This window comes from Providencia sp. AGC89, assembly GCF_053543535.1.
In genome coordinates, this window is record NZ_JBIXLP010000060.1 from 49,596 (window position 1) to 76,395 (window position 26,800).

Sequence of the window (26,800 nt, forward strand, 5' to 3'; positions counted from 1 at the left end):
AATCAGTTAAACTACTCCATTATCTTTACGTTGAGGCGCTTTATTCACTGTTATGAAACAACTTATTGATTTTATCCCTTTAATCATATTTTTCATCGTCTATAAAAGATATGACATTTTCTACGCAAGTGGCGCACTAATGGTAGCAACACCTCTTGCTTTGTTAGCGACATACCTTATTTATAAAAAAGTTGAAAAGGTGGCGAAAATCACCTGTGCAATCGTAATGGGGTTTGCAGCTTTAACCCTTATATTTCATAGTGATGCCTTTATTAAGTGGAAAGTCACCATCATTTATGCAGCCTTTGCAGGGGCATTATTGTTTAGCCAATGGTTTACTGAAAAACCATTAATTCAAAGAATGTTAGGTAGTAATCAAGAAATTAAACTTGCTGACAGCTATTGGACTAAACTAAATAGCGCTTGGGCTATTTTCTTTATTTTCTGTGCTCTTCTCAATATCTATGTTGCATTTTGGATGGCACAAGATATTTGGGTAAACTTTAAAGTGTTTGGTCTTACTGCTGGTACGTTGATATTTACTGTACTGAGCGTTGTCTATATTTTTAAAAATATGACTAAAGAGCCGATAGAAAAACACGAAGAGTAATACTGGTGATAAAACACAAAAAAAACCTGCAAATATTATTTCGCAGGTTTTTTTTACTCGTTAAATATTAATATCGCTTCTCACCAAATGCTTTTTCAATTTTTTTATCTGTATTGTATTGCGATAACGCATATACTGACCAAATTGCAGCCGGTAGCCAGCCAATAAGTGTTATTTGAAGAACCAAGCAAATAATGCCAGCAAAAGGACGGCCTATCGTGAAAAACTGTAACCAAGGTAATAATATTGCTAATAACAGTCTCATGTTATCTCCCACAGTGAGTTACCAATATTAATTTATTATAGTATAAACAATCTAATCAGTTGACTAAACGTAAAACACACTTCTTGTTTATTCTTTGCATAACTATATCTTTTTGGTGAATTTAGAAGCAACATGGCGGGTTTCCCCTCTTATTTTTACATTAAATCAATTATAGGTGCGTAAACAATGGATAACTTAATGGTTATTGTTTACGACTACATATGTAATTTGCTATAAATGCCAAATCAATATGTTTATCCTTTTTAATAAGAGTCAAATATGCAATTACCAAACGGTGAATTGGTTTTACGAACGTTAGCCATGCCCGCAGACACTAACGCAAATGGTGATATTTTTGGTGGCTGGTTAATGTCGCAAATGGATATTGGTGGTGCTATTTTAGCTAAAGAAATTGCACTTGGCCGTGTGGTCACCGTCGCTGTAAATGGTATTAAATTCCAAAAGCCTGTTGCGGTAGGGGATGTCGTTTGCTGTTACGCCCGTTGCTTAAAAACAGGCAAAAGCTCAATCACTATTAATATCGAAGTGTGGGTAAAAAAAGTGGCTACAGCACCTGTTGGTCAACGATATCAAGCCACTGATGCGGTATTCACCTATGTTGCTGTCAATGACGACAATACAACTAGGGCACTCCCCATAGAAAAACAACATTTTCAGTTAGCAAGTTCAGAACAACAGTTTGATTAATTGATATTATTTATAAAAAAGCACCTTGCGCAGTAATGGCATAAGGTGCTTTTTTTATGAAAAACGAGTGCCTAAACTTGGCTCACAGTTCCATCCAATTTGAAGTAAATCTCCGTTACATACCCTTTAGCAGGTTGTTTTTCATAAGCCCAGCGGTTCATGGCACGTTTAACTTCGCGTTCAAATAAACCTTTCGGTGAAACTTCAACAAACTCAATATTGGTAACCCGGCCTGAGTCGTCGATATCATAACGTACTTTAACATACCCTTCTTTACCTAAACGACGGGCGCGGTCCGGATACATTGGTGGCTGTTTATGTAATGCTTTTGGCCCACTTTTATTCGAGGTTTTGCTGCTTGTTCCTGCATTTTTTGCTGTAGTAACCGCATTATTATTAGTTTTAGGCGCATCTGCATCGGACTTTAAGTTGCTCATCGCCAGTTGTTTTTCTACTGGCTTGACCTCTTCTTTAATTTTTTTCTTTTCTTCCTGTTTAGGTTTAGGTTTAGGTTTCTTTTTCACCTCAGGTTTTTTCTTTGGTAATGCAATGACTGGCTCAACAACAGGCTCCGGTTCGGGCTCAACAACAGGTTCTGGTTCAACAACCGGCTCTGGCTCTACTGGCGTCTCAACAGGTTGAGCAGGCTCAGATGCAGGTTCAGGGGCAGCAAAACTAATCATTGCTATCGTCATTGGTTCAGGATCTCTGGCCAAATTAGGTTGATTAAAAATCCATGCCATCGCAAGGCCTGCATGAATAGATAATGAAATGACGATAATTAAAGTCCAACGGATCCAACGCATATGCAATTTCTACCTACACCAGTCTAACTATAATAATATGCCCAATAGTTTAAATGCAAATAGCAATCATATTCAATAAGCTTTGTCATACAAAGTGAAAAATGTGAATGTGCGCTTTAATAACCTTATTCAATCCATTGAGTAAAAAGTAGCGAATGGCGACGACGGTACACATCGATTTTGCGCATTGTATAAATGTGCATATTCCGCCTAGAATGCCCTTCCAGCCAGCGTCTACGGCGACGAAGGGTCTGCCTTAACATCCGCCAGCGCCCCACTTCATGCCTACTACGTCTCATTTTATTTTGTCCTTTTATCATCAAAAAATAACGTCAAAAAAATATTATATTCTTTTGTAAAAAAGAACCAAGGGGAACTTTTTGAGACAGTTTCTCTTACAATTTAATATCTCATTGATATTATCAATATATGCAATCATTATTTCCTAATGATTTTGCCTATTTCACAAAGCTTTTACTGCAAAATTTTGCTAAATTCTATTAAGTTGATATTTTACTAACGGTTTTTTTAACTAGGTCGTCTTTCTTTAACCCGATTCCCTTATCAGTGAGGCATGTGATCCACTATGGCAACCGTCTATACACTTATGAGTTGGCTTTTATTTTTCCTTTATTGGCTAATCATTGCAGCAGTCACTGTCCGCATTTTAGTCAAAAGAAGGCCTGTCACCTCTGCCATGACATGGCTTCTGATTATCTATATTCTCCCTTTAGTCGGTATCATTGCTTATGTGGCTTTTGGTGAACTCCACCTCGGAAAACGCCGTGTTGATAAAGCGCATCATATGTGGCCTTCTGTTGCTACATGGCTGGAAAATTTACGCAGTTCAAAACACATCTTTGCAACCGAAAATAGCCGTGTCGCTGAGCCACTTTTTCAATTAGTGGAAAAACGTCAAGGAGTTGCTGGTGTTAAAGGCAACCGAATCCAGTTATTAACTACATGCGAAGATTCACTGAAAGCGATTGTCAATGATATCAACAACGCCCAGCACTCTATCGAAATGGTGTTTTATATTTGGCAGCCGGGTGGCTTAGTCGATGGTGTTACCGAAGCTTTATTGAATGCGGCAAAGCGTGGCGTTAAATGCCGTATTATGGTCGACTCAGCAGGAAGTTGGCATTTTTTCCGGAGCGACTACCCAGCAAAAATGCGAGCTGCTGGCATTGAGTTTGTTGAATCTCTTAAAGTCAATTTAATGCGTTTTTTCTTACGCCGCATGGACTTACGTCAGCATCGTAAAATAATCGTTATTGATAACTATATTTCATATACTGGAAGTATGAATATGGTTGATCCTCGTTATTTTAAACAAGATTCGGGCGTCGGTGAGTGGGTTGATATTCTCGTTCGCATGGAAGGTCCTGTCAGTACAACCCTCGGCATTGTCTATGCCTTTGACTGGGAAATGGAAACAGGCCAACGTGTTCTCCCACCGCCACCAGACAGCAATATAATGCCATTTGAGCAAGCAAACGGTCATACCACCCAAATTATCGCATCAGGCCCTGGTTTCCCCGATGAACTGATCCAACAGTCCTTAATGACAGCAATGTTTTCCGCTCGGAAACAACTGATCATGACGACCCCTTATTTTGTGCCAAGTGATGATTTACTCCACGCGATTTGCACTGCAGCAATGCGCGGTGTAGATGTTAGTATCATTATGCCGCGTCAAAATGATTCTTTTCTTGTACGCTGGGCAAGCCGTTCATTTTATAGTGAATTATTAGAAGCAGGTGTTAAAATTTACCAGTTTGAAGATGGTTTGCTGCACACTAAAAGCGTCCTTGTGGATGGGGAGCTCAGTCTAGTTGGTTCGGTTAACTTAGATATGCGTAGTTTATGGTTAAACTTCGAAATTACCGTGGTCATTGATGATAAAAGTTTTGGTAGCGATCTGACACTAGTACAGTATGATTACATCGCTCGTTCAACACGGTTAGAAATTGAAGAATGGGAACAGCGCCCTTTCTGGAATCGTGTCGTTGAACGTATTTGTTACTTCTTTAGTCCATTGTTATAAATTGAATTAATTAGGAAAGGTCATGACAGAAAAACAATTTACCCGGTTAATTGATGAGGATGACATCATTGAAATTGCTTATGACCTGTTTCTTGAAGGTGCAATGACCCATTTAGAACCCGCAGATCAACTCATTTTTGCGTTACAGTTTGAAGAACTAGGGGCGGCAGAAATAGCCCCTTTGAGTGATAATTGGCAAAATATCATCACGGAACAAGTTGATTTAAATGCATTAAGTGAAGTGGTTATTGGGCTGGCTGAAACCCCTGATGCAGAACTGAATGATATTTTTGCCCGTATTTTAATTAGCCGTCACCCTTCTAAACCATTTCATCACATTTTATGGAAAAAATAGCGTAATAACCGCTATGGCTAACAAATAAAACAGAGCAAAACGCTCTGTTTTATTTACAACAAAATTAATGTTATCCCTTAAAGCGGGTCAATTTTCAAACAAGATACCGCATGTTTAAAGCTCCCTTCTAGCAAGGGTCGTGTTTTTGCGCACTCTTCATCTGCTAATGGGCAACGGGTTCTAAACACACACCCGGAAGGTGGGTTTATGGGGGATGGCAACTCCCCTTCAAGTAGCTCAATTTCTTTGTTTTTTTCTTTATCGGGGTCAGGAACTGGCACCGCAGACATGAGAGCCCGAGTATAAGGATGCAAGGGGTTATTATACACCTCATCATATGTACCAAGCTCTACCGCATGCCCCAGATACATAACCAATACACGGTCAGAAATATGCTTAACGACAGCTAAATCGTGAGCAATGAATATTAATGATAACTTCATTTCCCGTTGTAATTCTTGCAACAAATTAACCACTTGTGCTTGAATGGAAACATCCAATGCAGATACGGGTTCATCACAAATCACTAATTTAGGCTCTAAGATCAGTGCCCTAGCAATACCTATTCGTTGACATTGCCCACCTGAAAATTCATGAGGATAGCGGTTAATCAAATTTGGCAACAGCCCTACACGCATCATCATTTTTTTCACTTTTTCGGTGACTTCAAGCTGTGACATTTTAGGATGATACGTTTTCAACGGCTCAGCAATAATATCCCCAATCGTCATACGCGGGTTTAACGACGCTAATGGATCTTGAAAAATCATTTGGATATCACTACGTACACGCCGCCATTCTTTATCGCTTTTACCTAATAAGTTTTGCCCTAACCAACTCACCGTGCCATCTGTGGCTTTGACTAAGCCAATCAATGCCCGAGCAAATGTCGATTTACCACATCCCGACTCACCCACAACACCTAAGGTTTCGCCTTCATACAGCCGCAATGTTACCCCATCAACGGCCTTTAAGCTTTTATTAGGTTGCCAAAACCATTGTTTTTTATCCCTAATCTCAAAATGGACTTTTAAGTCGTTCACCTCTAATAAAACCGGCCTATTCTCATGAGTGCTCATACAAGTTCCTCCATAGGCTTAAAGCAGGCGCGTAAACGTGTTTGTTCAAAGGTTGTTAATACGGGTTCATTATCCACACACTGCTGTGTGGCATATTGGCAACGCGGTGAAAATGGGCAACCCTTGGGTAACCTTAATAAGTTTGGTGGATTACCCGGTATTGTTGCTAGGCTCTCATCATCACCGTCAAGACGGGGAACCGCAGCTAATAAACCAAGAGAATACGGATGAGAAGGATGATAAAATATATCTCGAGCGGTACCATATTCCATCGTTCGCCCAGCATACATCACAAGAACTTTATCGCAAACGCCAGCTACTACCCCAAGGTCATGCGTGATCAGAATAATCGCAGTATCAAATTCTTGTTTTAATTCATTAAGCAACGTCATGATTTGTGCTTGCACAGTAACATCAAGCGCCGTTGTAGGCTCATCTGCTATTAACAACTTAGGCTGACATAATAATGCCATAGCAATCATCACTCGCTGGCGCATTCCCCCTGAAAATTCATGAGGATACATATTCATCCGTTTACGCGCTTCAGGCATTTTAACTGCATCAAGCATCCTAACAGACTCTTCAAAAGCCTCATTTTTACTCATACCCTTGTGAAGCATTAAAACTTCAGATAATTGAGTGCCAATTTTTAAATAAGGATTGAGCGATGTCATTGGGTCTTGAAATATCATTGAAATTTCTTCGGCCCGCATCCGGTTTAATTCTTTCTCCCTTAAATTCAGTATTTCACGTCCATTAAATACCGCTGACCCATTGATCCGGCCATTTTTAGCTAATAGACCCATTAATGCAAAAGCAGTTTGTGATTTACCAGAACCCGATTCACCGACAATGCCGAGTGTTTCCCCTGCACTTAACTCAAAATTTAATTTATTAACCGCCGTTACACTGCCATCTTGAGTGGCAAAATTAACGCTGAGATCTTTTACTGATAACAGAGGGGTTTTTATTGCATTATTTGACATGTGTTTCCCTCTAGCGATCTTTCGGGTCAAGAGCATCGCGCAGCCCATCCCCGATAAAGTTAAAACAAAATAGTGTAATGACCAAGAAACCCGCTGGGATCAGCAATAACCATGGAGTAACCTCCATTGAATTAGCCCCATCACTGAGCAAAGCCCCCCAACTACTTAGTGGTTCTTGCGTTCCTAACCCCAAAAAGCTTAAGAAAGATTCAAATAAAATCATACTTGGTACTAATAATGAGGCATATACCACAACAACCCCCAAAACATTAGGGACAATATGGCGTAAAATAATCTGCCGCGTACTGACACCACAAACAAGGGCTGCCTCGATAAACTCTTTACGTTTTAATCCCAGTGTTTGCCCACGCACAATACGTGCCATATCGAGCCATGAGACCATACCAATCGCCACAAATATCAATAAAATATTTGCACCAAATAAGGTCACTAATAAAATGACGAAAAACATAAACGGAAATGAGTTTAAAATTTCTAGCAAGCGCATCATCAGGGAATCAACCTTCCCGCCAATATAACCTGCCAATGAACCATACAAAGTACCAACAATAACTGCAACTAACGCAGCTGCAACCCCAACCATTAAGGAAATTCGCCCACCAATCGCAACTCTGACGAGTAAATCTCGACCTGATGCATCAGTGCCAAAATAGTGCCCCGTCGCCATATCTGGTGGCATGGACATCATTTCCCAATCGGTATCATCATATAAAAATGGGGATAGCATAGGGGCAAAAATCACAAACATTGTGATTAAAAATAACACAAACAAACTGACGATTGCGGCTCGATTATGGATAAAGCGACGCCTTGCATCCTGCCATAAACTGCGCCCTTCAATATCTAACTGCTCCGAAAAATGCTCCAGAGCTTCACTATTTTGCTGATTCGATATCATAGCGTTTCTCCGGCTTAGTAACGAATTTTAGGGTCAATAACGGCATACAACACATCAACAATTGCATTAAATGCAATGGTTAATACACCCACTAAAATTGTTAAACTTAGTACTAATGAATAGTCACGGTTAAGTGCCCCATTAACAAAAAGCTGGCCAATGCCCGGTAAGCCAAAAATTGTCTCAATGACCATTGACCCCGTAATGATCCCAACGAATGCAGGCCCCATATAAGAAAGCACAGGAAGCAAAGCCGGTTTCAATGCGTGACGTAGAATAATAGTTCTTAGGGGTAACCCTTTCGCGCGTGCAGTACGAATAAAATTTGAGTGCATAATCTCGATCATCGACCCGCGAGTTATACGGGAAATACTAGCAATATAAGCTAATGACAATGCAACCATGGGTAAAACCATGTGTTTAAGGTTACCGCCATCCCAGCCACCACCAGGGAGCCATTTCAAATGAATGGCAAAAATCAGCACCAATAGTGGTGCTACAACAAAGCTGGGGATGACAACCCCCGTCATGGCAAACCCCATGACTGTAAAATCCCATTTAGTATTTTGGTTTAGCGCCGCAATAACCCCGGCTGAAACACCAAAAAGAACCGCAATAATAAATGCCGTTGCACCTAACTTTGCTGACACTGGGAAAGCCTTAGCGACGAGGTCATTAACACTATAATCTTTGTATTTAAATGATGGGCCAAAATCCCCTTTGGATAACTGAATCAAATAATTGAAATACTGTTTATACATTGGGTCATTGAGATGATATTTCGCTTCAATGTTGGCCATAACTTCAGGCGGGAGTTTACGTTCCCCTGTAAAAGGGCTTCCTGGCGCCAAGCGCATCATAAAAAATGAGATTGTAATAAGGATCAGTAACGTCGGGATCGCTTCTAGCAACCGACGCAAAATGAATTTAAACATTGCTCTTTCCTACATCTATTGCCTATTAGGCTAATATCTGGCTCCACACTAAATGGAGCCAGAACAAGTTTATTAGTGTTTGATAATATATAAGTCTTTAGTATGCAGGTTATCTAACGGGTCTTTGCCACTGTAACCACCAACATAAGGTTTTACCAAACGCGTATTAACGTAGTAGTAAAGAGGAACAACACCTGAGTCTTTATCGAGTAATTCTTCAGCCTGCTGATAGAGCGCCGCCCGCTCTTCATCTGTTTTGACTTGCAATGTTTTTTTCATTACGGCATCAAAATCTGTATTTTTATAGTGAACGGTATTATTACTGCTGTAGGAAAGTAACATATTGAGGAAAGATGACGGTTCATTATAATCAGCACACCAACCAGCACGAGCAACATCATAATTACCTTGATGTCGGCTATCTAAAAAAGTTTTCCATTCTTGGTTTTCTAATTTAACTTCCGCGCCTATATTCTTTTTCCACATAGAAGAAGCGGCTATTGCGATACGTTTATGTAAATCTGAAGTGTTGTACAGTAAATTGAATTTTAATGGGTTCCCTTTATTGTAGCCGGCCTCTTCAAGTAACTGTTTGGCTTTTTCATTGCGTTGCTCTTGGGTCATATTCGCATACCAGTCAGGCTTTTCAGCTTTCATTCCGCTGGTAAATGGAGGAGTAAAGCCATACGCTGGGATATCTCCTTGCGCCTTCACTTTATAAGTAATGATATCTCTATCCATGGATAATTTTAGAGCTTCGCGGACTTTCGGATCATTAAACGGTGGTTTCTCATTATTGATTTCATAATAGTAAGTACACAGATATGGGCTCACTTTTAACTCATTTGGCATATTTTGTTGTAAGCTTTTAAACTGCTCAATCGGTAAATTACTATAAGTCATATCGATTTCACCACTACGATAGCGGTTAACATCAGTCACTTCGGAAGAAATCGGTAAGAAAGTCACTTGGTCAATCACAGTATTCGCATTATCCCAATAACTAGGGCTACGCTCTAACACAATACGTTCATTCACCGTCCAACCTTTTAATTTATACGCGCCATTACCCACGAAATTTTGTGGCTGAGTCCATTTTGCGCCATGCTGTTCGATGGTTTTTTTATTCACTGGCGACATAGATGAGTGAGCTAATAACTTAGGAATATAAGGTACGGCTTCGCTAAGTGAAATAACTAATGTCTTATCATCAAGAGCCTTAACACCAAGCTCTTGAGGCTTTTTCTTACCTGCAATAATATCGTCAACATTTTGAATATGTGCATACTGTAAGTAACTTGCGTAAGGTGATGCCGTATCAGGGTCTGCTAAACGTTGCCAACTATAGACAAAATCCTCTGCTGTGACAGGGTCACCATTGGACCATTTTGCATCATCACGTATTTTAAACGTCCACTCTTTAAAATCTTTATTTTCCCAGCTAACTGCTGAGCCAGGTAAAATCTCACCGTCAGGGCCGACAATTGTGATCCCCTCAAAAAGGTCCCGCGCTAATGCTGACTCAGGTACCCCTTCAATTTTATGCGGGTCTAACGATTGAGGTTCCGACCCATTATTACGCACCATCACCTGCTTCTCTGCAAGTTCCACACCCGCAGGAACAACTGCCGCAAAACTCGTCGCTATTGACCCCACAGCCAGCCCTGCGGTCACGCTAAGTGCAATAATCGATTTATTGATTAATTTACTCATCTTATCGGTTACTCCCGTTCATATTTATTATGATTGTGTGTTGTTCATATTCACTAAAACCTAGAATAGTGAACACTTTTTATAATTATTTAGATATTATTAATTAGGTTCATTTATATATAACCGTTTAATATCCGTATAATCAAGAGGGTCTTTGCCTTTAAATCCATTAATCGTAGGTTTTATCATGCGCGCACTAACGCGATAATAAACAGGAACTATGGCCGAGTCCTTGTCCAACAAGGCTTCAGCTTGCTGATATATAGCATGACGAGATTGGTCATCAGGAGCAGTTAAAGCCTGTGCAAGTAACGCATCAAAAGCAGGATTACTATAAAATGCAGTATTATTACTATTTTGTGACAACATCATGTTTAGAAAAGCAGTAGGCTCATTATAATCTGCACACCAAGTCGCTCTAGCGACGTCATAATGGCCTTCATGACGGCTTTGTAATGACGTCTTCCATTCTTGGTTTTGTAAAGTCACCTGCGCCCCTATATTTTTTTTCCACATAGAGGCTGCGACGATAGCTTGCTGTTTATTCTGATCAGAAGTGTTATAGAGTAATGAAAATTTTAACGGGTTTGCTTTATTATAACCGGCTTCTAAAAGTAACTCTTTGGCCTTCTTATAACGCTGTTCTTGGGTTAAATCGGCCCATTCAGGTAACGTAAAATTCCCATTATTGATAAAAGTTGGTGTAAACCCATAAGCTGCGACTTGCCCTTGCGCCATAACTTTATTGGTTATTGTCTCTCGATCTAACCCTAGCTTAATTGCCTCACGTACTCGTGGGTCATTGAATGGCGGTTTCTGGTTATTTATTTCATAATAGAATGTACATAAATAAGGGCGAACATACAGTTCATCCGGCTTTTCTTGCTGCATTTTTTTATACAGAACAGGCGGGATTGCAGAATTGCTGATATCTATCTCACCACTACGGTAACGGTTAATATCACTGACCTCTGAGGTAATCGCTAAAAATGTAGCTTGATCTATACGGCTACTGTCATTGTTCCAATAATATGGGTTACGTTTTACTACAATACGTTCATTAACGACCCACTTATCAAGTAAATAAGCCCCATTGCCTACAAAATTTTGTGGTTGAGTCCATTTTTCACCGTGCTGCTCTATTGCCTTCTTATTAACAGGTTTCAATGATGTATGAGAAAGCATATCGACAAAATAGGGAACTGGATGGCTAAGTGTTACTTGTAAATGCTGAGGATCAAGCGCTTTAACACCCAACGCCGTCGGAGGTAATTTACCGGCTAAAATAGCATCGGCATTTAAAATATACGCATTTTGTAAATAACTCGAATAAGGAGACCCTGTACTTGGGTCCGATAACCGCTGCCAGCTATAAACGAAATCTTCAGCAGTAACTGGCGTACCATCACTCCATTTAGCCCCTTGCCGTAAAGTGAAAACCCACGTTATATAATTGTCATTTGTCCAACTTTCCGCGACCCCAGGCGCTACTTTTCCGTCGATATCGCTGTACACTAACCCTTCAAGTAAGTTTAAAATAATATTGCTTTCTGGTACCCCTTCCACTTTATGAGGGTCAAGTGATGTGACTTCTGAGCCATTGTTTATCGTGATCACCTGCGGTGACTTAATTGCCGTATCTGTCGCATTAGCCTGAAGCGTAATAAATAATATCGAGAGTGCACCAAAACCCATTTTTGATTTGATCATCATATCCCTCATGATTAATTGATGGCGCTATCACTGCATTAGCAGCCTTCTCTACAAAATTAGTTGATTGTTATAACTATCAAGTTTGCTGTTTATTAAAGTAAATAGCGCTCTCCCCAATAAATATCAATAACAAGTTTTTAACATTTTTGCGCATAAAAACTTTATATGAATATTCAAATAATCATGCAAAAGTAAAAAATATACTTTAATAACATTATGATAAAAAAATTACCGCACCCAAAAAGCAGTATCGCCTTTTTTGTGGTTCCAAACATATCATTAACAAACACTAATTAGAATAGTGAATAAATTTACGTAGCTCACAATTTCTTACTTTTTATCCCTGCTTTAGCAAAAAATGCGACATATAATTACAGTTAACATATTTGTTATCCGTAATTGTTAATTACTCTAATTTTGAGGACATCTGAGGGTAATAAAAGTAGTCTGTATATGAATGGTTAGTATTCAGAAGTAGAAAATACAATTCGAGGGAATGTTGGCTGCAACAAACCACTGCAACCAACAAAGATAGCTAGATAGGCAAAAGAATAAAAATTATAACAACCCAGGAAATAACGCCTTAACCCCTGTCACGATAAACTCAATCCCTAACGACATAAGCAACAGCCCCATAATACGAGTTACAACGTTAATCCCAGTTTGGCCAAGGTAACGAACAAGTAAAGATGCTGAACGAAATAGCAACCAACAACAAAATGCAAAGAGAATGCTGGTCAGCGCTAAACCCAAAAAGTTTTGCCAACCATGCCAACGAGATGACCACACAATACAAGAACTAATTGCCCCCGGACCGGCCATTAGTGGTAGTGCTAACGGGACAACACCAATACTATCTCTTACTGCAGTTTCTGTTTTTTCTTGCTTATTCTGTTTATCTTCACCAATTTTTCCACTAATCATCGACATTGCGATTGTCACAATTAATATCCCCCCTGCGATGCGAAATGAATCGATGGAGATACCAAACAACTGAAGTATTGAGTCACCTATGAGTAGTGAAGTACATAAAATAATAGCGACTGAAGTATTCGCTACAGTATTAGTTTTATTTCTCCCTGCATTACTTTGATAGTTAGTCATACTAATAAACACAGGTAGAATGCCTACTGGGTTTACAAGTGCAAAAAGACCAATAAAAAATTTAATGTAACCAGATAAATCGAGTAATGCGATGCTCACTCAGCCATTTCCTTAAACAGTTCTCTTAAGAGATGCATTGATACCTTTTCTAATTTTATCACCTCTGGTGCTAATTTCCTTGCGCGAAATAATTTTTTCTATAACAAACTAAATTTCCTTGTTATTTTAGTGAGTAATGAATGAATTTTTCCCCACAAATGTATTAGTCATATTAAATTAAGTCATAGAACAATAACACTTACATAACGTATATGAATACAAGCCTGCTGAAAGGTGTCAGCTTGGCATTTTCGTGATTTAGATCACTTTATTTAATTCCTATTTTGTTAATCTATTCTTAACTGATAGACAGGATTAATAAGATTTTTAAGCCAATAGGCGATGATGAGCAGCGTTATTATTAGAATTATCTATACTTTCACTTTTAGGCAGTCTTTTTCGCCCAGTTTGTCGATACATTGCTCATTGGCTTAAAAAGTTTAACATTTATCAGGAGTAATCTATATGTCTGTAACTAACGTTACCGAACTCAATGAACTCGTTGCTCGTGTCAAAAAAGCTCAACGCGAATTCGCGACTTTCTCACAAGAAAAAGTTGACGAAATATTTCGTGCTGCTGCTCTCGCTGCCGCTGATGCACGTATCCCCCTAGCAAAACTCGCTGTTGAAGAATCTGGAATGGGTATTATTGAAGATAAAGTGATAAAAAATCATTTTGCTTCTGAGTATATCTATAATGCCTATAAAGACGAAAAGACCTGTGGGACTTTATCTGAAGACCCAACATTTGGAACAATAACGATTGCAGAGCCTATCGGTATTATTTGTGGCATTGTGCCAACCACTAACCCAACCTCAACTGCAATTTTTAAATCATTAATTAGTCTAAAAACACGTAATGCCATTATCTTCTCTCCACATCCACGTGCGAAAAATGCAACCAATCGTGCAGCTGAAATAGTACTTAATGCCGCTATTGCTGCAGGTGCACCAAAAGATATTATTGGCTGGATTGATTCCCCTTCCGTTGAATTATCCAATGCATTGATGCACCACGCTGATATTAACCTGATTTTAGCGACAGGTGGACCAGGTATGGTTAAAGCAGCCTATAGCTCTGGTAAGCCAGCGATTGGTGTCGGTGCGGGTAATACCCCTGTTGTGATTGATGAAACAGCAGATATCAAACGTGCTGTTGCATCGATTCTCATGTCAAAAACCTTCGATAACGGCGTTATTTGCGCCTCAGAACAATCCGTTGTTGTTGTGGATGAGATCTACAACCAAGTTCGTGAGCGTTTTTCCAGCCATGGCGGCTATTTACTGCAAGGTAAAGAACTTAAAGCGGTTCAAGAAATCATTTTGAAAAATGGTAATTTAAATGCTGCCATTGTGGGCCAACCTGCTGTTAAAATTGCCGAAATGGCGGGCATCACTGTCCCTATCACGACTAAAATCTTGATAGGTGAAGTTAAAGTTATTGATGATTCAGAACCCTTTGCCCATGAAAAACTGTCCCCGCTCTTAGCCATGTATCGTGGTAAAAACTTTGAAGATGCCGTCTCCAAAGCTGAACAATTAGTCGAAATGGGAGGGATTGGCCATACTTCTTGCTTATACACCGACCAAGACAATCAACATGAACGAGTGAACTACTTCGGCCAAAAAATGAAAACAGCACGTATTTTAATTAATACGCCGGCCTCGCAAGGTGGTATTGGTGACTTATACAACTTCAAACTAGCTCCTTCTCTCACATTGGGTTGTGGCTCTTGGGGGGGTAACTCTATTTCCGAAAACGTCGGGCCAAAACACTTGATCAACACTAAAACTGTGGCGAAGAGAGCTGAAAACATGTTATGGCATAAACTACCAAATTCAATCTACTTCCGTCGTGGTTGCCTACCTATCGCCCTTGAAGAGATTGCAACTGACGGTGCGAAACGTGCCTTTATCGTCACTGATGGTTATTTATTCAATAATGGTTATGTTGATGAAGTAGTCAATGTACTCAAAAAACACCACATTGAAACAGACGTATTCTTTGAAGTTGAAGCAGACCCAACATTAACAGTTGTACGTAAAGGCGCTGCCCAAATGCAAGCATTCAACCCTGATGTTATTATTGCATTAGGTGGTGGTTCACCGATGGATGCAGCGAAAATTATGTGGGTCATGTACGAACATCCTGAAACACACTTTGAAGAGCTCGCGCTACGCTTTATGGATATTCGCAAACGTATTCACCGCTTCCCTAAAATGGGCGTTAAAGCGAAACTAGTTGCGATTACAACTACTTCGGGTACTGGCTCTGAAGTTACGCCGTTTGCGGTTGTGACTGATGATAAAACAGGTCAAAAATATCCATTAGCGGATTACGCACTCACCCCGAACATGGCTATCGTTGATGCAAACTTAGTCATGAATATGCCTAAATCTTTAACTGCCTTTGGCGGTCTAGATGCAGTGACCCATGCATTAGAAGCTTATGTTTCAGTGCTAGCTAACGAATTTACCGATGGCCAAGCGCTTAAAGCATTAAGTTTATTAAAAGATTATTTACCTGCCAGCTATCACGAAGGTGCTAAAAACCCTGTCGCTAGGGAGCGTGTACATAATGGGGCTACCCTTGCAGGTATTGCATTTGCGAATGCGTTCTTAGGGGTATGTCACTCAATGGCACATAAACTAGGTTCAGAGTTCCATATTCCACATGGCCTCGCCAATGCCCTATTGATTTGTAATGTCATCCGTTTCAATGCGAATGACAATCCAACTAAGCAAACAGCCTTTAGCCAATATGACCGTCCTCACGCACGTCGACAGTATGCTGAAATTGCTGATCATCTCGGTTTAACTGATTCAGGGGATCGTACAGGCGCTAAAATTGAAAAATTATTAGCATGGCTTGATGAAATAAAAGCAGATTTAGGCATTCCAAAATCTATTCGTGAGACAGGGGTACCTGAAGCAGACTTCTTAGCTCGCGTAGATAAACTGTCTGAAGATGCATTTGATGACCAATGTACTGGTGCTAACCCAAGGTATCCATTAATCTCTGAAATTAAACAATTATTATTGGATTCCTATTATGGTCGTGATTTTGTTGAGCATTCAACAGCACCTGTTACCGAACATATAGAAAAGAAAGTTCCTCAGAAAAAAACAGCTGAAAAGAAAACCACTAAAAAATAATTTATTTATAGATTATTAAATTAGCAAAGGCACTGTTATAGAAACAGTGCCTTTTTTGAGGACTTAAAATGAGTTGCGGCGTACTAAATATTAACGTTGATATATATGATTTTTCCTAATAGCTAGTTTTATATCACCTTCTACTCGCATAACGAGATTATAATAATTATTTTATTTCCATACACGTAACTATATAAAACTACCTAAAATGAATTGGTTTTTTAGGAATTATCCCTTCATTCATCATTTGCGCTTGTTTTATTGCTTCTGAATAGTGTTTACGACAAACAGATATATACTTTTCATTACCGCCTATATCGACCTGAGCACCCTCATATACAGCAATACCATCACTTCCTATACGTAATACCTTATTAGCCTTACGCCCACAGTAGCATACGGTTTTTAGCTCAACCAATTTATCTGCCCATGCGAGTAAATATTGACTGCCTGCAAATAGTTGCCCAGCAAAATCAGTGCGAAGTCCATAGCACAAAACAGGGATATCCTCGTTATCAACGATGTCACATAATTCTTCAACTTGTTTTTTTGTTAAAAACTGACATTCATCAATAAGGACACAATGCACTTTCTGTAACTGATTTTCGCGCTTAATAACCTCTGCCATATCCGTCGTTGTTGAATAAACCAACGCTTCAGCAAATAAACCAATACGCGAGGATACTTTCCCCTGAGCAAAGCGATTATCTATCTCTGCTGTGAAAATAACGGTACGCATCCCTCTTTCATTATAGTTATACGATGATTGCAATAACGACGTTGATTTGCCTGCATTCATTGCTGAATAATAAAAATAAAGCTGAGCCATCTGGCTGTTTCCTCACAATTAATATACGCAATAATTTTACCATAAAACATATCGTTAGATTAACAAAATGACACTATCTCACTTTACTTATTGAAAATTTAACCCTTTTTACAATTATTTTGCTTCTTATCGCTAATAAAGCTTACCTTATATACAATAAAAACCAATTTGATATTAACTATAAACCGTATCAGCTAAAGCATGTTAAGCTAAAATTCATCATCAAAAAAAGAAAATTTAAGTTAGTATCCCCCTTCAATTCATTCTGAGTAAAAGTAGAATGCGACTTTCGACAAGCACTGCGAAATATTAAATCACAAAGTTTTTTTCTTATTGCTATTTTTTTCATTAGTTCAGTTATTGATAATAGCGGTATATATATCTACGAAAGTTTTATTTTTCTTTTGTAAAAAAATTGCATTCGTAAAAGATAACTTTTAAACTAAAGAAGTAATTTAGCTATTGCAGAATTTAAAATAGCATTCTATTATTACTGTACACATGCCAACAAATAATTTGAGACCAGGAAAATGAGCGAATCATTAAAAGCGTTAAATAACATCCGTACTCTTCGTGCTCAAGCTCGCGAAGTAACTTTAGAATCGTTAGAAGAAATGCTGGAAAAATTAACCGTCGTTGTTGAAGAACGTCGTGATGAAGAAAACCAAGCTCGTGCAGAATTAGAAGAACGTAACCGTAAACTGGAAAAAGTTCGTGAAATGATTCTTGAGCAAGGCGTAGATTTAAATGACCTTCTGCAAACAATGGATTCAGGTAAAGGCACAAGCACTCGTGCTAAACGTGCAGCTCGTCCAGCTAAATATAAATATGTTGATGAAAATGGTGAAACTAAAACGTGGACAGGCCAAGGCCGTACTCCAGCTGTAATCAAAGTTGCCATTGAAGAACAAGGCAAATCATTAGATGATTTCTTGATCTAATCGCCTAATCTTTTATTCCAAACACCCTTTTTAAAAGGGTGTTTTTGTTTGTACCTTTATATATTATTTTATATTAGTCTCTAGCTACAAAGTCTCTTAACCATTATAACCACTAGCTCCCCCTGCAATTCTTGCTTAATTTATAGCCTCTAATAGGTATTGCACTAATCATCAAATATTTACAATTAAATAAAAACGCCAAGGTAAAGATTTGTAATTTTAATTAGACATTATTAAATTCAAAAGCAATTGTTTAATGTGACTGAGTGCTATTTTTATCGCACTGCATGGAGGTAAAATTAACAACGAGTAGAAAAGTCGCTTCTACTCCTTAATACTTAGTCTTTATAGTTAATAGTTCATCTCTATCTATAAAAAAGGCTAACTTGTCTAGTTAGCCTTGAATTAATTTACTGAAATAAGTTTTCTATTTCGGCGCGTTCAATGAAGCCGACAATTCTGTCAACCACTGGGTAAAGTCATCTCCTAAAGTGTCATGTTGCATTCCATATTCAACAAATGCTTTCATGTAACCTAGTTTATTTCCACAGTCATGACTTTTACCACATAAGTGGTAAGCCTCTACAGGTTCATTATTTTCCATCATTAATGCGATTGCATCAGTTAGCTGTATTTCATCACCAGCACCTGGGACTGTTTTTGCTAATGCGTCCCATATTTTTTCAGATAAAACGTAACGACCAACAATAGACAAATTGGAGGGGGCTTCTTCACGACTTGGTTTTTCTACCATGCGAATAATTTTTTTGCTGTCCCCCGGTTGCAGAACTGCGCCATTACAATCAACAATACCGTAATTGGAAACTTCTTGCTCGGGCACAGGTTCAACCAGAATTTGGCTCGCCCCCGTAGATTCGTACTGTTCTAGCATTTCACGTAGATTAAATTTTGTTAAATCCGTGCTATAACGGTCTAAAATCACATCAGGTAAAATGACAGCAAATGGCTCTTCACCCACTAATGGTTTTGCACATAAAATAGCATGCCCTAACCCTTTCGCAATCCCTTGACGTGTTTGCATGATAGTAACATGACTTGGGCAAATAGATTGCACCTCATCCAATAACTGGCGCTTAACACGCGCTTCCAATATGGCCTCTAACTCGAAGCTAGTATCAAAGTGGTTCTCAATTGAGTTTTTTGATGAATGGGTAACCAAAACTATCTCATTGATCCCAGCAGCAATACACTCATTGACTACATATTGAATGAGCGGCTTATCAACAATCGGTAGCATCTCTTTTGGAATAGCTTTTGTTGCCGGTAGCATCCGCGTCCCTAAGCCCGCAACAGGTATTACAGCTTTACGCACCTTGCGTTGTGTCATTTGTCATAACTCCAGATAATATCTACGCATCTTAGCCCCATAGTTCAAATATGTTAGCGATGCATTTCAAGTGCGCGGAAGTATATCAGGAAATTATCCCAAATAAATAGTGACGAGTCCGAATGCGGCTATTTAAAACGCGTTATCAACACTTTTTAAGAATGAATTAATTTTCAGGATTAAACATTAGTTTTATTTTTTGGCTATTATTGCGTATTAAACACTGCCAGACAGCCCCTTTTATCTCCAAATGATTCGATTGATAAAACTTGAGTGTCCCAAGAGGCAGGTTTCTTGCCAATTTAAAATGAGAGTTTTCTGTCGTTATATCGGCTTCTAACCCAGCACTAGCCATAATGATCGAATTATTTTGCGTGTTAAAATACCCCAACAGTAAAGGAAATTGCCCATTAAAACCGGAATCTTCCAATAAATGATTTATCTGATTAATAATCCTATCAATATTTGGTAGTTTTTTATCTGGATAGCTAACGGCGCTTTTCAATAAATCATTAAATACAACCCGGATTAAAAAAGCAGCCATGACGCCTTCTTGATGAGACCGCTCCGTATCTATACAGTAAAAACCAATTTGGCTATCTGAAATAGCGGCTAAGTCTAACAACAGACCAAACCGATTAGCTTCATTAAGTTGGCGATAATTAATTCTATAACCATTAATTATTTGGTGTACTGGCGGCTGCAATTGCTTCAAGACGGTAAGCATGTCTTGCGGATTGTTTTCCATCAATGCAGAAATATTATCGCCTATTTGTTCTGATAAGTCGTCTTGCTCAGGATACAACGCTGAAAGGATGGTAACTTTAACTTCATCTAAATTTTTTATCGGTTTTAATAACGCATCTGTCGCCCCTAAACGGAACATTCTGTCTAATTGCGTAAAATCAGTGGTTGCTGTAATGACTATCACCGGAATGTTAATATTTCTAGCAACTAACTCCCGCATAAATGCTTCGCCATCCATAACTGGCATATTTAAATCACAAAGAATGATATCAGGTTCTATATGGCTTATTGTGATCATTTCTATTGCTAATTGACCATTTTTTGCGGTATAGATCTCTATCCCTAATGTCTCAAGGTAGTTTTTTAAGATTGTACAGAAGGTGATTTCGTCTTCTACTATCAGTATTTTTCTATTTTTCATAAGATACCTACTGCAATGACCTGGTTTAATTAACAATACTATTATTCATACTATAAAATTATTTTTCACCCACAATTTAAGTATAGTGATTTTTCAATCTTATACTTATTTTTATCGAGAGTGTTATGCCATCACAAGCAAAAGATAGATGTTGCTGCGGTAATGAAGCACAATTTGAACATTGTTGCTCACCTTTTTTGCGAGGCTTGTCAATTCCCCAGACACCTGAGCAACTCATGCGCTCACGTTACAGCGCCTATGTACATCACAATGTTGATTACCTTATTGAGACATGGCACCCCGATTGCCATGCCGAAGAATACCGTAAAGAGCTAATCAATAGTTTTATACAGACACAATGGCTAGGACTTTGTGTTATTAGTTCTTCTTATGCTAAAAATCCTGATGAAGGCTATGTCGAATTTTCGGCTTGCTTTATTGATGAAAAAGCTGATCATAAACAACTTATTCATGAACGTTCCCGTTTTATTCGGATAAATTCGCGTTGGTATTATATAGATGGCATAACACCAAAAGTGGGTCGTAATGACTTATGCCCTTGTGGTTCTAGCAAAAAATATAAAAAGTGCTGTAATCCAAGTTAGCTATCGCTCGTTTATTTACTTGTATCAACGCAAATTTAACACTCAGTTTGTCATTAGCTTTATTATATAAGCTTTGCTAGTTAAGGATTAGACAGTTTCATGCAACACAAAAATGTACAAAAGAAAATTCTCAGGACAATTTGCCCTGACGCGAAAGGACTTATCGCGAAAATCACCAATATTTGCTATAAACACCAGCTCAACATTGTACAGAATAATGAGTTTGTCGATCACCGCACAGGCCGTTTCTTTATGAGGACCGAACTGGAAGGGATTTTTAACGATGAAACTCTATTAGCAGACCTTGACGATGCATTGCCTGTGGGTTCTAAACGCGAATTAAACGCAGCTGGGCGTCGTCGCATTGTTATCATGGTCACCAAAGAAGCTCATTGCCTTGGTGATTTACTCATGAAGAGTGCTTATGATGGCTTAGATGTTGAGATTGCCGCTGTTATAGGTAACCATGACACCTTGAAGAACTTGGTCGAGCAATTTGGCATTCCATTCCACCATATTAGTCACGAAGGTTTAACCCGTGAACAACATGATGAAAAAATGACAGCTCAAATTGACCAGTATCAGCCTGATTATGTGGTTCTGGCCAAATATATGCGTGTTTTAACACCAGAATTTGTTCAGCATTATCCAAACCAAATTATCAATATTCACCACTCATTCTTACCTGCGTTTATTGGTGCTAGACCTTACCACCAAGCCTATGAGCGCGGGGTAAAAATTATTGGGGCAACAGCGCATTTTGTAAATGATAACCTTGATGAGGGACCAATCATTACACAAAACGTGATTAATATAGACCATACATTCACTGCTGATGACATGATGCGTGCTGGCCGAGATGTTGAAAAAAATGTACTTAGCCATGCATTATATTGGGTATTAGCTCAGCGTGTATTTGTATATGGTAACCGAACGATTATTTTATAAGTCAAAAACTGGCTTAAACAACAATAAATTGTTGATATTACAAGCGTTAAGAACAAAAAAACAGCAAACGAGTATTTTATTGTAAATTAATGCTTTACAGCGGCGCGTCATTTGATATGATGCCGCCCGCTGTGAACGATTACAGCAATACAAAATTAGGTGGGATACCCAAGCGGCCAAAGGGAGCAGACTGTAAATCTGCCGTCACAGACTTCGAAGGTTCGAATCCTTCTCCCACCACCATTCAGTTATACTCACCTCCCAGTTTATCAACAACGCCCATAAAGCGATTTAACACACTAGAATGTGATTTTGACTTATAGACATAACATTCACTTTGCCCTAGAAAATTATTTATTGATACGTATATCAATGACTTATCAATTAACTCTTCTTCAGGATAATGGTCAGTAATGCCAATAAAGTCACCATCTTGAATAAAACTTTGACAACAACCGATATTGTCCATTTGTCTTACGCTAATCTTGTTATCGGTGGTCTCAATTTTTTTTAATAACCCACTCATTAGCGAACTTTTATAAAATGCAGGGTCACATAACCAAGTGTTTTTTTGTAATAGCTCAATAAGGTTATAATGGTATTTTTCATATAGTTCTTTACGACAATATATACCCAATGGTGAGTTCTCTATTTTTTTTTGTAATGAGAAACGCTCACTAACAACTTCCTCAGAACTGAGAATAAGTGTATTACCATCATAATCAACAATCTCATCCACTTCATCATAATTAAACCTCAATATATTAACTTGTACATTATTGAGGTGAACTGCTTGATATAAATTGATTAAGTGCCCTTCTTTTCCCCAGTCATAATAAATATTAGCCTCATTAACAATGTAGCCTGAAAAATGTTTTTTAGTAATTTCTTTCTCCTGTAAATAAAGATCCCTAAGATCATTATAAAGTTCCTGGCCATCCTTAGTTAATGTCATTCCAAATTTTTCTCTCTTAAAAAGCCGTTTACCTAAACTGGTTTCGAAATCCTTGATTGACTTCGCTATGGGAGGTGTCGTACGGTTCATCACCCTAGCAGCCTTGCTTAACGAGCCATTTTCCACAACCGCCATAAACGCCTCTAATTTTCTTGAAAAGAACATATCTATGACCCCATTCTATTATTAAAATGTTAATCAACAAGAGTAATTATATAAGTAAAAAAATGTTGATTAGCCCATAATTCAACTCACCAAATAAAAAGACAATCTTAATTTTTTTATTGAATGAGTAACAATATTTCATAAAGGTATTTTTATAATTTCCAACATAGCAAAGCAATATATTATACTGTTTAGCTTAATTATTTTTTATGGCTAGACTATTAAATCACATTAAAATACAAATAACCAACTGACTTTAAATGAAATTAAATATACTTAATTAAGATATTATTTAACATACCTTAATTTTCAATAAAAAATAAATTAGTCATAATTCACCCAATTAACAATAATAGATAATTAAAATCGTTGATATTAATTTATATAATATACAGTATCAGTCAAATGTATTACCTACTGCTATTATTACAGTAGTCTACATAATTTATTTTTGAATTAAAGTACGCTATGTAGGGTTATACAGTGTGGTCATCATCTGTTAGAATCTGAGGCAATAATCATTAAAGCATAGGTGATAAAAAAACCATGAAATTCATATCATTCAACATTAATGGCCTGCGAGCTCGCCCTCACCAACTTGCCGCTATTATAGAAAAACATCAACCAGAAGTCATTGGTTTACAAGAAACCAAGGTCCATGATGATATGTTCCCTTATGAGGAAGTGAGCCAACTGGGCTATCATGTTTTTTATCACGGTCAAAAAGCACATTACGGTGTTGCGCTACTCACTAAAAATGAACCTATCGATGTACGAAAAGGTTTTCCAACTGATGATGAAGATGCCCAACGCCGTATTATTATGGCTGATATTCACACAGAGCGAGGGCCATTAACGGTAATTAACGGTTATTTCCCTCAAGGGGAGAGCCGTGACCACCCAACGAAATTCCCAGCCAAAGAAAAATTCTATCAAGACTTACAGCACTATGTAACGTCGACACAAACAGCTGACTCCCAATTATTAATTATGGGGGATATGAACATCAGTCCAACCGATTTAGATATTGGTATTGGAGATGTTAATCGCAAGCGCTGGTTAAAAACAGGTAAGTGTTCATTTTTACCAGAAGAACGTGAATGGCTAGATAACCTACTGGGCTGGGGGTTAGTCGATACTTACCGCGCGAAGAACCCGGATGTCAATGACTGCTACTCCTGGTTTGATTACCGCTCAAAAGGTTTCGATGATAACCGTGGCTTGCGGATAGACTTATTACTCGCCTCTAACAAGTTAGCTGAGCGTTGTATTGCAACAGGGATTGATTATGACATTCGTGGAATGGAAAAACCGTCAGATCACGCCCCTGTATGGTCTGAGTTTAACTTAACCAAATAATTATTTAACACCGTACACGGCAAGTAAAAGGTGCTATATAGCACCTTTTACTGTATTAGTTACTCGACTTTCTTTTTAGTTTTCTTGCTTGTTTTCGTTGCTTTCTTCCCGCTTTTTGAAGGCGGTGGAGGTAACTCTCTAAATGTACGCAAATTCGTAAATTGGCGAGCATGATGAATTAATTGCACCAGCGTTTGGCTTAGTGGCTGCATGAAATCATCATAACGTGATTGTTTTTCACTGATTTGAGTCAGAACAGACTCCCAATGTGCGGTCATATCCGGTAAAGTCGCCATATCTGGCAACACATGAATTAATGCTCTCCCAGCAGGCGATGAATGAATATAACGCCCTTTTTTATATAAAAATTGCCGTTTAAATAATAGGTCGATAATTCCAGCACGCGTCGCTTCAGTACCAAGGCCATCAGTTTCTCGCAATACTTTTTTTAATGCTTTATCTTGTACAAAACGAGCAATTCCTGTCATAGCAGACAATAAAGTAGCATCAGTAAAAGGCCTTGGTGGTTGTGTTTGCCTTTCGACAACCTCCCCTTTTTCACACAGAAGTTCGTCATTTTTACTCACGATGGGTAAAGGCATACCATCATTTTCAGCGTCCCGCTCTTTATTTCCTAAGACAACTCGCCAGCCTGCTTCAGCTAAAAAACGCGCTTTAGCGATAAACTTACCCTTTTCAATTTCTAAATCAATTGTACATTTACGATAAACCGCATCAGCCATAAATTGAATAATATACTGCCGCGCAATCAGTTGATAAATATTACTTTCATTCTCTGTAAGTTTTACCGCAGTGGCTTTTGCTGTAGGAATAATCGCATGGTGAGCATCGACTTTTTTATCATCCCAACAACGGTTTTTTTTATCTAACTCTGGGAGTTCAAATTCAGTGAGTAACGGCTGATGCACTGCTATTGCATTTAATACACTATGGCGACCAGCGAAATGTTCATCAGGTAGATAACGACTATCTGAACGCGGGTAGGTAATTAATTTATGCGTTTCATATAAACGTTGGCAAATATCCAAGACTTCCTGTGCACTGAGTGCATATTTTTTGGCTGCTTCAATTTGCAGAGCTGACAAAGAGAAAGGTAAAGGAGCAATCTCAGTTTCACGTTTATCTTGGTACTGCGTGACTATCGCCGGCTTACCTTCAATACGCGAAACGACATGCTCCGCTAAAGGCCGATGAAATAAGCGCCCTTCTTCATCCTGAAAATCGACACACGACTCACTAGGTTGCCATACAGCAACAAAACGCTCATCTTGCGGAGTCACAATGTGTGCTTTAACTTCAAAGTAGTCTTTCGGAACAAAGTTTTCTATTTCTTCATCGCGCCTGACCACCAGCCCTAAAACTGGTGTTTGCACCCGACCAACAGAGAGAACACCTTGATAGCCCCCCCGTTGCCCCAATAAGGTATACGCTCGAGTCATATTGATGCCGTAGAGCCAATCAGCTCGTGCTCGTGCCAATGCTGACACACACAGAGGAATAAACTCACGATTTTCTCTTAAGCGGTCAATGGCCCGCTCAACAGCCTGTGGATTAAGGTCATTAATCAAGCAACGTTTTACGCTTTTGCGTTTTTCTGAATCAAGCTTTAAAAAGTCGAGTACCTCATCAACCAGCAACTGTCCTTCTCTATCGGGGTCTCCTGCATGGACAACGACAGTTGCTTGTTTAAGCAGTGCTTCAATCGTTTTTAATTGTTTGGTTACCGCGGAGCGCGGCTTTAATTGCCACTTATCGGGGATAATCGGCAAATCTTGCAAATTCCAACGCGCATACCTAGGTTCATAGGCATCGGGTTCTGCCTGCTCCAAAAGGTGCCCTATGCACCAAGTAACAGTTTGACCATCACCACATTGAATAAAACCATCACCACGCTTATGTGGTTTCGGCAGTACATCAGCAATAGCCCTTGCAAGGCTCGGTTTTTCCGCAATAAACAAACGCATGA

General features: G+C 38.7%; 24 protein-coding genes and 1 tRNA gene. 10 read left to right on the forward strand and 15 right to left on the reverse strand.

All coding sequences use genetic code 11. From position 1 onward, the window contains the following. Positions 1-52 precede the first annotated feature (52 nt). Positions 53-610 carry a septation protein A gene (locus tag ACIPUA_RS08530; protein WP_042843653.1) on the forward strand — a complete coding sequence of 186 codons (558 nt, stop codon included), beginning with the start codon at positions 53-55 and terminating at the stop codon, positions 608-610. A 67-nt stretch (positions 611-677) separates the two neighbouring features. Here ACIPUA_RS08530 and ACIPUA_RS08535 read toward each other — a convergent pair whose 3' ends face one another. Next, complete coding sequence (locus ACIPUA_RS08535) at positions 678-875, reverse strand: YqaE/Pmp3 family membrane protein (RefSeq protein ID WP_042843652.1); 198 nt, start codon at positions 873-875, stop codon at positions 678-680. A gap of 279 nt (positions 876-1,154) precedes the next feature. Here ACIPUA_RS08535 and yciA point away from each other — a divergent pair, with 279 nt between their 5' ends. Further along, on the forward strand, positions 1,155-1,583 hold the full coding sequence (yciA, locus tag ACIPUA_RS08540) for an acyl-CoA thioester hydrolase YciA (protein WP_042843651.1): 429 nt from the start codon (positions 1,155-1,157) through the stop codon (positions 1,581-1,583). Between the two features lie 71 nt (positions 1,584-1,654). Here yciA and ACIPUA_RS08545 read toward each other — a convergent pair whose 3' ends face one another. Continuing rightward, a complete protein-coding gene (locus tag ACIPUA_RS08545) occupies positions 1,655-2,389 on the reverse strand; it encodes a TonB family protein (RefSeq protein ID WP_042843650.1) in 735 nt (244 codons plus the stop codon). Between the two features lie 125 nt (positions 2,390-2,514). Further along, positions 2,515-2,688, reverse strand: coding sequence for a YciY family protein (locus ACIPUA_RS08550; protein ID WP_129465958.1), 174 nt, complete (start codon positions 2,686-2,688; stop codon positions 2,515-2,517). Positions 2,689-2,975: 287 nt separating this feature from the next. Here ACIPUA_RS08550 and cls point away from each other — a divergent pair, with 287 nt between their 5' ends. Further along, on the forward strand, positions 2,976-4,436 hold the full coding sequence (gene cls, locus ACIPUA_RS08555; protein WP_048607274.1) for a cardiolipin synthase: 1,461 nt from the start codon (positions 2,976-2,978) through the stop codon (positions 4,434-4,436). A 22-nt stretch (positions 4,437-4,458) separates the two neighbouring features. Further along, positions 4,459-4,791: an HI1450 family dsDNA-mimic protein gene (locus ACIPUA_RS08560; RefSeq protein ID WP_042843648.1), complete on the forward strand. Its 333-nt coding sequence runs from the start codon at positions 4,459-4,461 to the stop codon at positions 4,789-4,791. Positions 4,792-4,868: 77 nt separating this feature from the next. On the opposite strand, the gene oppF is transcribed toward ACIPUA_RS08560, so the two are convergent. The 7 genes from oppF to ACIPUA_RS08595 all read right to left on the reverse strand — a co-directional run bounded on the left by oppF (position 4,869) and on the right by ACIPUA_RS08595 (position 13,339). Further along, complete coding sequence (gene oppF / locus ACIPUA_RS08565; protein ID WP_042843647.1) at positions 4,869-5,870, reverse strand: murein tripeptide/oligopeptide ABC transporter ATP binding protein OppF; 1,002 nt, start codon at positions 5,868-5,870, stop codon at positions 4,869-4,871. Further along, positions 5,867-6,856 carry an ABC transporter ATP-binding protein gene (gene oppD, locus ACIPUA_RS08570; protein ID WP_042843646.1) on the reverse strand — a complete coding sequence of 330 codons (990 nt, stop codon included), beginning with the start codon at positions 6,854-6,856 and terminating at the stop codon, positions 5,867-5,869. Before oppD ends, oppF begins: the two co-directional genes overlap by 4 nt. 10 nt (positions 6,857-6,866) lie before the next feature. Then, positions 6,867-7,775: an oligopeptide ABC transporter permease OppC gene (gene oppC, locus ACIPUA_RS08575; protein ID WP_042843645.1), complete on the reverse strand. Its 909-nt coding sequence runs from the start codon at positions 7,773-7,775 to the stop codon at positions 6,867-6,869. Positions 7,776-7,789: 14 nt separating this feature from the next. Continuing rightward, entirely contained in the window at positions 7,790-8,710 is a 921-nt protein-coding gene (gene oppB, locus ACIPUA_RS08580) for an oligopeptide ABC transporter permease OppB (protein ID WP_042843644.1), read from the reverse strand. A gap of 72 nt (positions 8,711-8,782) precedes the next feature. Next, positions 8,783-10,423, reverse strand: coding sequence for an oligopeptide ABC transporter substrate-binding protein OppA (oppA, locus tag ACIPUA_RS08585; protein ID WP_042843642.1), 1,641 nt, complete (start codon positions 10,421-10,423; stop codon positions 8,783-8,785). Positions 10,424-10,522: 99 nt separating this feature from the next. Then, complete coding sequence (locus ACIPUA_RS08590) at positions 10,523-12,136, reverse strand: ABC transporter substrate-binding protein (protein ID WP_080972717.1); 1,614 nt, start codon at positions 12,134-12,136, stop codon at positions 10,523-10,525. Positions 12,137-12,694: 558 nt separating this feature from the next. Next, positions 12,695-13,339 (reverse strand): YchE family NAAT transporter, encoded by a 645-nt coding sequence (locus ACIPUA_RS08595; RefSeq protein WP_042843640.1) that lies wholly within the window; start codon positions 13,337-13,339, stop codon positions 12,695-12,697. Between the two features lie 465 nt (positions 13,340-13,804). Between ACIPUA_RS08595 and adhE the strand changes: the two genes are divergently transcribed. After that, positions 13,805-16,495, forward strand: coding sequence for a bifunctional acetaldehyde-CoA/alcohol dehydrogenase (adhE, locus tag ACIPUA_RS08600; protein ID WP_042843639.1), 2,691 nt, complete (start codon positions 13,805-13,807; stop codon positions 16,493-16,495). Between the two features lie 199 nt (positions 16,496-16,694). Here adhE and ACIPUA_RS08605 read toward each other — a convergent pair whose 3' ends face one another. Beyond that, positions 16,695-17,324, reverse strand: coding sequence for a thymidine kinase (locus ACIPUA_RS08605; RefSeq protein WP_449059563.1), 630 nt, complete (start codon positions 17,322-17,324; stop codon positions 16,695-16,697). A 530-nt stretch (positions 17,325-17,854) separates the two neighbouring features. Between ACIPUA_RS08605 and hns the strand changes: the two genes are divergently transcribed. Next, positions 17,855-18,265, forward strand: a complete 411-nt coding sequence (gene hns, locus ACIPUA_RS08610) for a histone-like nucleoid-structuring protein H-NS (protein WP_042843638.1) — start codon at positions 17,855-17,857, stop codon at positions 18,263-18,265. A 427-nt stretch (positions 18,266-18,692) separates the two neighbouring features. On the opposite strand, the gene galU is transcribed toward hns, so the two are convergent. Together galU and rssB are read right to left on the reverse strand one after the other, a co-directional pair. Next, positions 18,693-19,613, reverse strand: coding sequence for a UTP--glucose-1-phosphate uridylyltransferase GalU (gene galU, locus ACIPUA_RS08615; protein ID WP_042843637.1), 921 nt, complete (start codon positions 19,611-19,613; stop codon positions 18,693-18,695). A 166-nt stretch (positions 19,614-19,779) separates the two neighbouring features. Beyond that, positions 19,780-20,781, reverse strand: coding sequence for a two-component system response regulator RssB (gene rssB / locus ACIPUA_RS08620; RefSeq protein WP_042843635.1), 1,002 nt, complete (start codon positions 20,779-20,781; stop codon positions 19,780-19,782). 125 nt (positions 20,782-20,906) lie between these two features. On the opposite strand from rssB, the gene ACIPUA_RS08625 reads away from it, so the two are divergent. The 3 genes from ACIPUA_RS08625 to ACIPUA_RS08635 all read left to right on the forward strand — a co-directional run bounded on the left by ACIPUA_RS08625 (position 20,907) and on the right by ACIPUA_RS08635 (position 22,577). Further along, positions 20,907-21,386 carry a YchJ family protein gene (locus ACIPUA_RS08625; protein ID WP_042843634.1) on the forward strand — a complete coding sequence of 160 codons (480 nt, stop codon included), beginning with the start codon at positions 20,907-20,909 and terminating at the stop codon, positions 21,384-21,386. Positions 21,387-21,485: 99 nt separating this feature from the next. Then, the gene (gene purU / locus ACIPUA_RS08630; protein ID WP_042843633.1) at positions 21,486-22,334 is read left to right on the forward strand and encodes a formyltetrahydrofolate deformylase; all 849 of its coding nucleotides are present in this window, start codon (positions 21,486-21,488) and stop codon (positions 22,332-22,334) included. Positions 22,335-22,492: 158 nt separating this feature from the next. Beyond that, positions 22,493-22,577: transfer RNA gene (locus ACIPUA_RS08635), tRNA-Tyr, on the forward strand. Between the two features lies 1 nt (position 22,578). Here the strand turns inward: ACIPUA_RS08635 and ACIPUA_RS08640 are convergent. After that, a complete protein-coding gene (locus ACIPUA_RS08640) occupies positions 22,579-23,454 on the reverse strand; it encodes a LysR family transcriptional regulator (protein ID WP_449059564.1) in 876 nt (291 codons plus the stop codon). Positions 23,455-24,000: 546 nt separating this feature from the next. On the opposite strand from ACIPUA_RS08640, the gene xthA reads away from it, so the two are divergent. Continuing rightward, positions 24,001-24,813, forward strand: a complete 813-nt coding sequence (gene xthA / locus ACIPUA_RS08645) for an exodeoxyribonuclease III (protein ID WP_042843631.1) — start codon at positions 24,001-24,003, stop codon at positions 24,811-24,813. Between the two features lie 59 nt (positions 24,814-24,872). On the opposite strand, the gene ACIPUA_RS08650 is transcribed toward xthA, so the two are convergent. Continuing rightward, positions 24,873-26,798, reverse strand: a complete 1,926-nt coding sequence (locus ACIPUA_RS08650) for a DNA topoisomerase III (protein WP_042843630.1) — start codon at positions 26,796-26,798, stop codon at positions 24,873-24,875. Positions 26,799-26,800 lie beyond the last annotated feature (2 nt).

What these genes read in the sequence shown, in the direction of transcription:
- cls (WP_048607274.1), top strand. Translation starts at nt 2,976, where the DNA reads ATGGCAACCGTCTATACACTTATGAGTTGGCTTTTATTTTTCCTTTAT.
- oppF (WP_042843647.1), bottom strand. Translation starts at nt 5,870, where the DNA reads ATGAGCACTCATGAGAATAGGCCGGTTTTATTAGAGGTGAACGACTTA.
- ACIPUA_RS08625 (WP_042843634.1), top strand. Translation starts at nt 20,907, where the DNA reads ATGCCATCACAAGCAAAAGATAGATGTTGCTGCGGTAATGAAGCACAA.
- ACIPUA_RS08530 (WP_042843653.1), top strand. Translation starts at nt 53, where the DNA reads ATGAAACAACTTATTGATTTTATCCCTTTAATCATATTTTTCATCGTC.
- purU (WP_042843633.1), top strand. Translation starts at nt 21,486, where the DNA reads ATGCAACACAAAAATGTACAAAAGAAAATTCTCAGGACAATTTGCCCT.
- galU (WP_042843637.1), bottom strand. Translation starts at nt 19,613, where the DNA reads ATGACACAACGCAAGGTGCGTAAAGCTGTAATACCTGTTGCGGGCTTA.
- yciA (WP_042843651.1), top strand. Translation starts at nt 1,155, where the DNA reads ATGCAATTACCAAACGGTGAATTGGTTTTACGAACGTTAGCCATGCCC.
- adhE (WP_042843639.1), top strand. Translation starts at nt 13,805, where the DNA reads ATGTCTGTAACTAACGTTACCGAACTCAATGAACTCGTTGCTCGTGTC.
- ACIPUA_RS08590 (WP_080972717.1), bottom strand. Translation starts at nt 12,136, where the DNA reads ATGATGATCAAATCAAAAATGGGTTTTGGTGCACTCTCGATATTATTT.
- ACIPUA_RS08535 (WP_042843652.1), bottom strand. Translation starts at nt 875, where the DNA reads ATGAGACTGTTATTAGCAATATTATTACCTTGGTTACAGTTTTTCACG.
- ACIPUA_RS08560 (WP_042843648.1), top strand. Translation starts at nt 4,459, where the DNA reads ATGACAGAAAAACAATTTACCCGGTTAATTGATGAGGATGACATCATT.
- oppD (WP_042843646.1), bottom strand. Translation starts at nt 6,856, where the DNA reads ATGTCAAATAATGCAATAAAAACCCCTCTGTTATCAGTAAAAGATCTC.
- xthA (WP_042843631.1), top strand. Translation starts at nt 24,001, where the DNA reads ATGAAATTCATATCATTCAACATTAATGGCCTGCGAGCTCGCCCTCAC.
- ACIPUA_RS08650 (WP_042843630.1), bottom strand. Translation starts at nt 26,798, where the DNA reads ATGCGTTTGTTTATTGCGGAAAAACCGAGCCTTGCAAGGGCTATTGCT.
- hns (WP_042843638.1), top strand. Translation starts at nt 17,855, where the DNA reads ATGAGCGAATCATTAAAAGCGTTAAATAACATCCGTACTCTTCGTGCT.
- ACIPUA_RS08550 (WP_129465958.1), bottom strand. Translation starts at nt 2,688, where the DNA reads ATGAGACGTAGTAGGCATGAAGTGGGGCGCTGGCGGATGTTAAGGCAG.
- ACIPUA_RS08605 (WP_449059563.1), bottom strand. Translation starts at nt 17,324, where the DNA reads ATGGCTCAGCTTTATTTTTATTATTCAGCAATGAATGCAGGCAAATCA.
- ACIPUA_RS08545 (WP_042843650.1), bottom strand. Translation starts at nt 2,389, where the DNA reads ATGCGTTGGATCCGTTGGACTTTAATTATCGTCATTTCATTATCTATT.
- ACIPUA_RS08640 (WP_449059564.1), bottom strand. Translation starts at nt 23,454, where the DNA reads ATGTTCTTTTCAAGAAAATTAGAGGCGTTTATGGCGGTTGTGGAAAAT.
- oppC (WP_042843645.1), bottom strand. Translation starts at nt 7,775, where the DNA reads ATGATATCGAATCAGCAAAATAGTGAAGCTCTGGAGCATTTTTCGGAG.
- oppA (WP_042843642.1), bottom strand. Translation starts at nt 10,423, where the DNA reads ATGAGTAAATTAATCAATAAATCGATTATTGCACTTAGCGTGACCGCA.
- rssB (WP_042843635.1), bottom strand. Translation starts at nt 20,781, where the DNA reads ATGAAAAATAGAAAAATACTGATAGTAGAAGACGAAATCACCTTCTGT.
- oppB (WP_042843644.1), bottom strand. Translation starts at nt 8,710, where the DNA reads ATGTTTAAATTCATTTTGCGTCGGTTGCTAGAAGCGATCCCGACGTTA.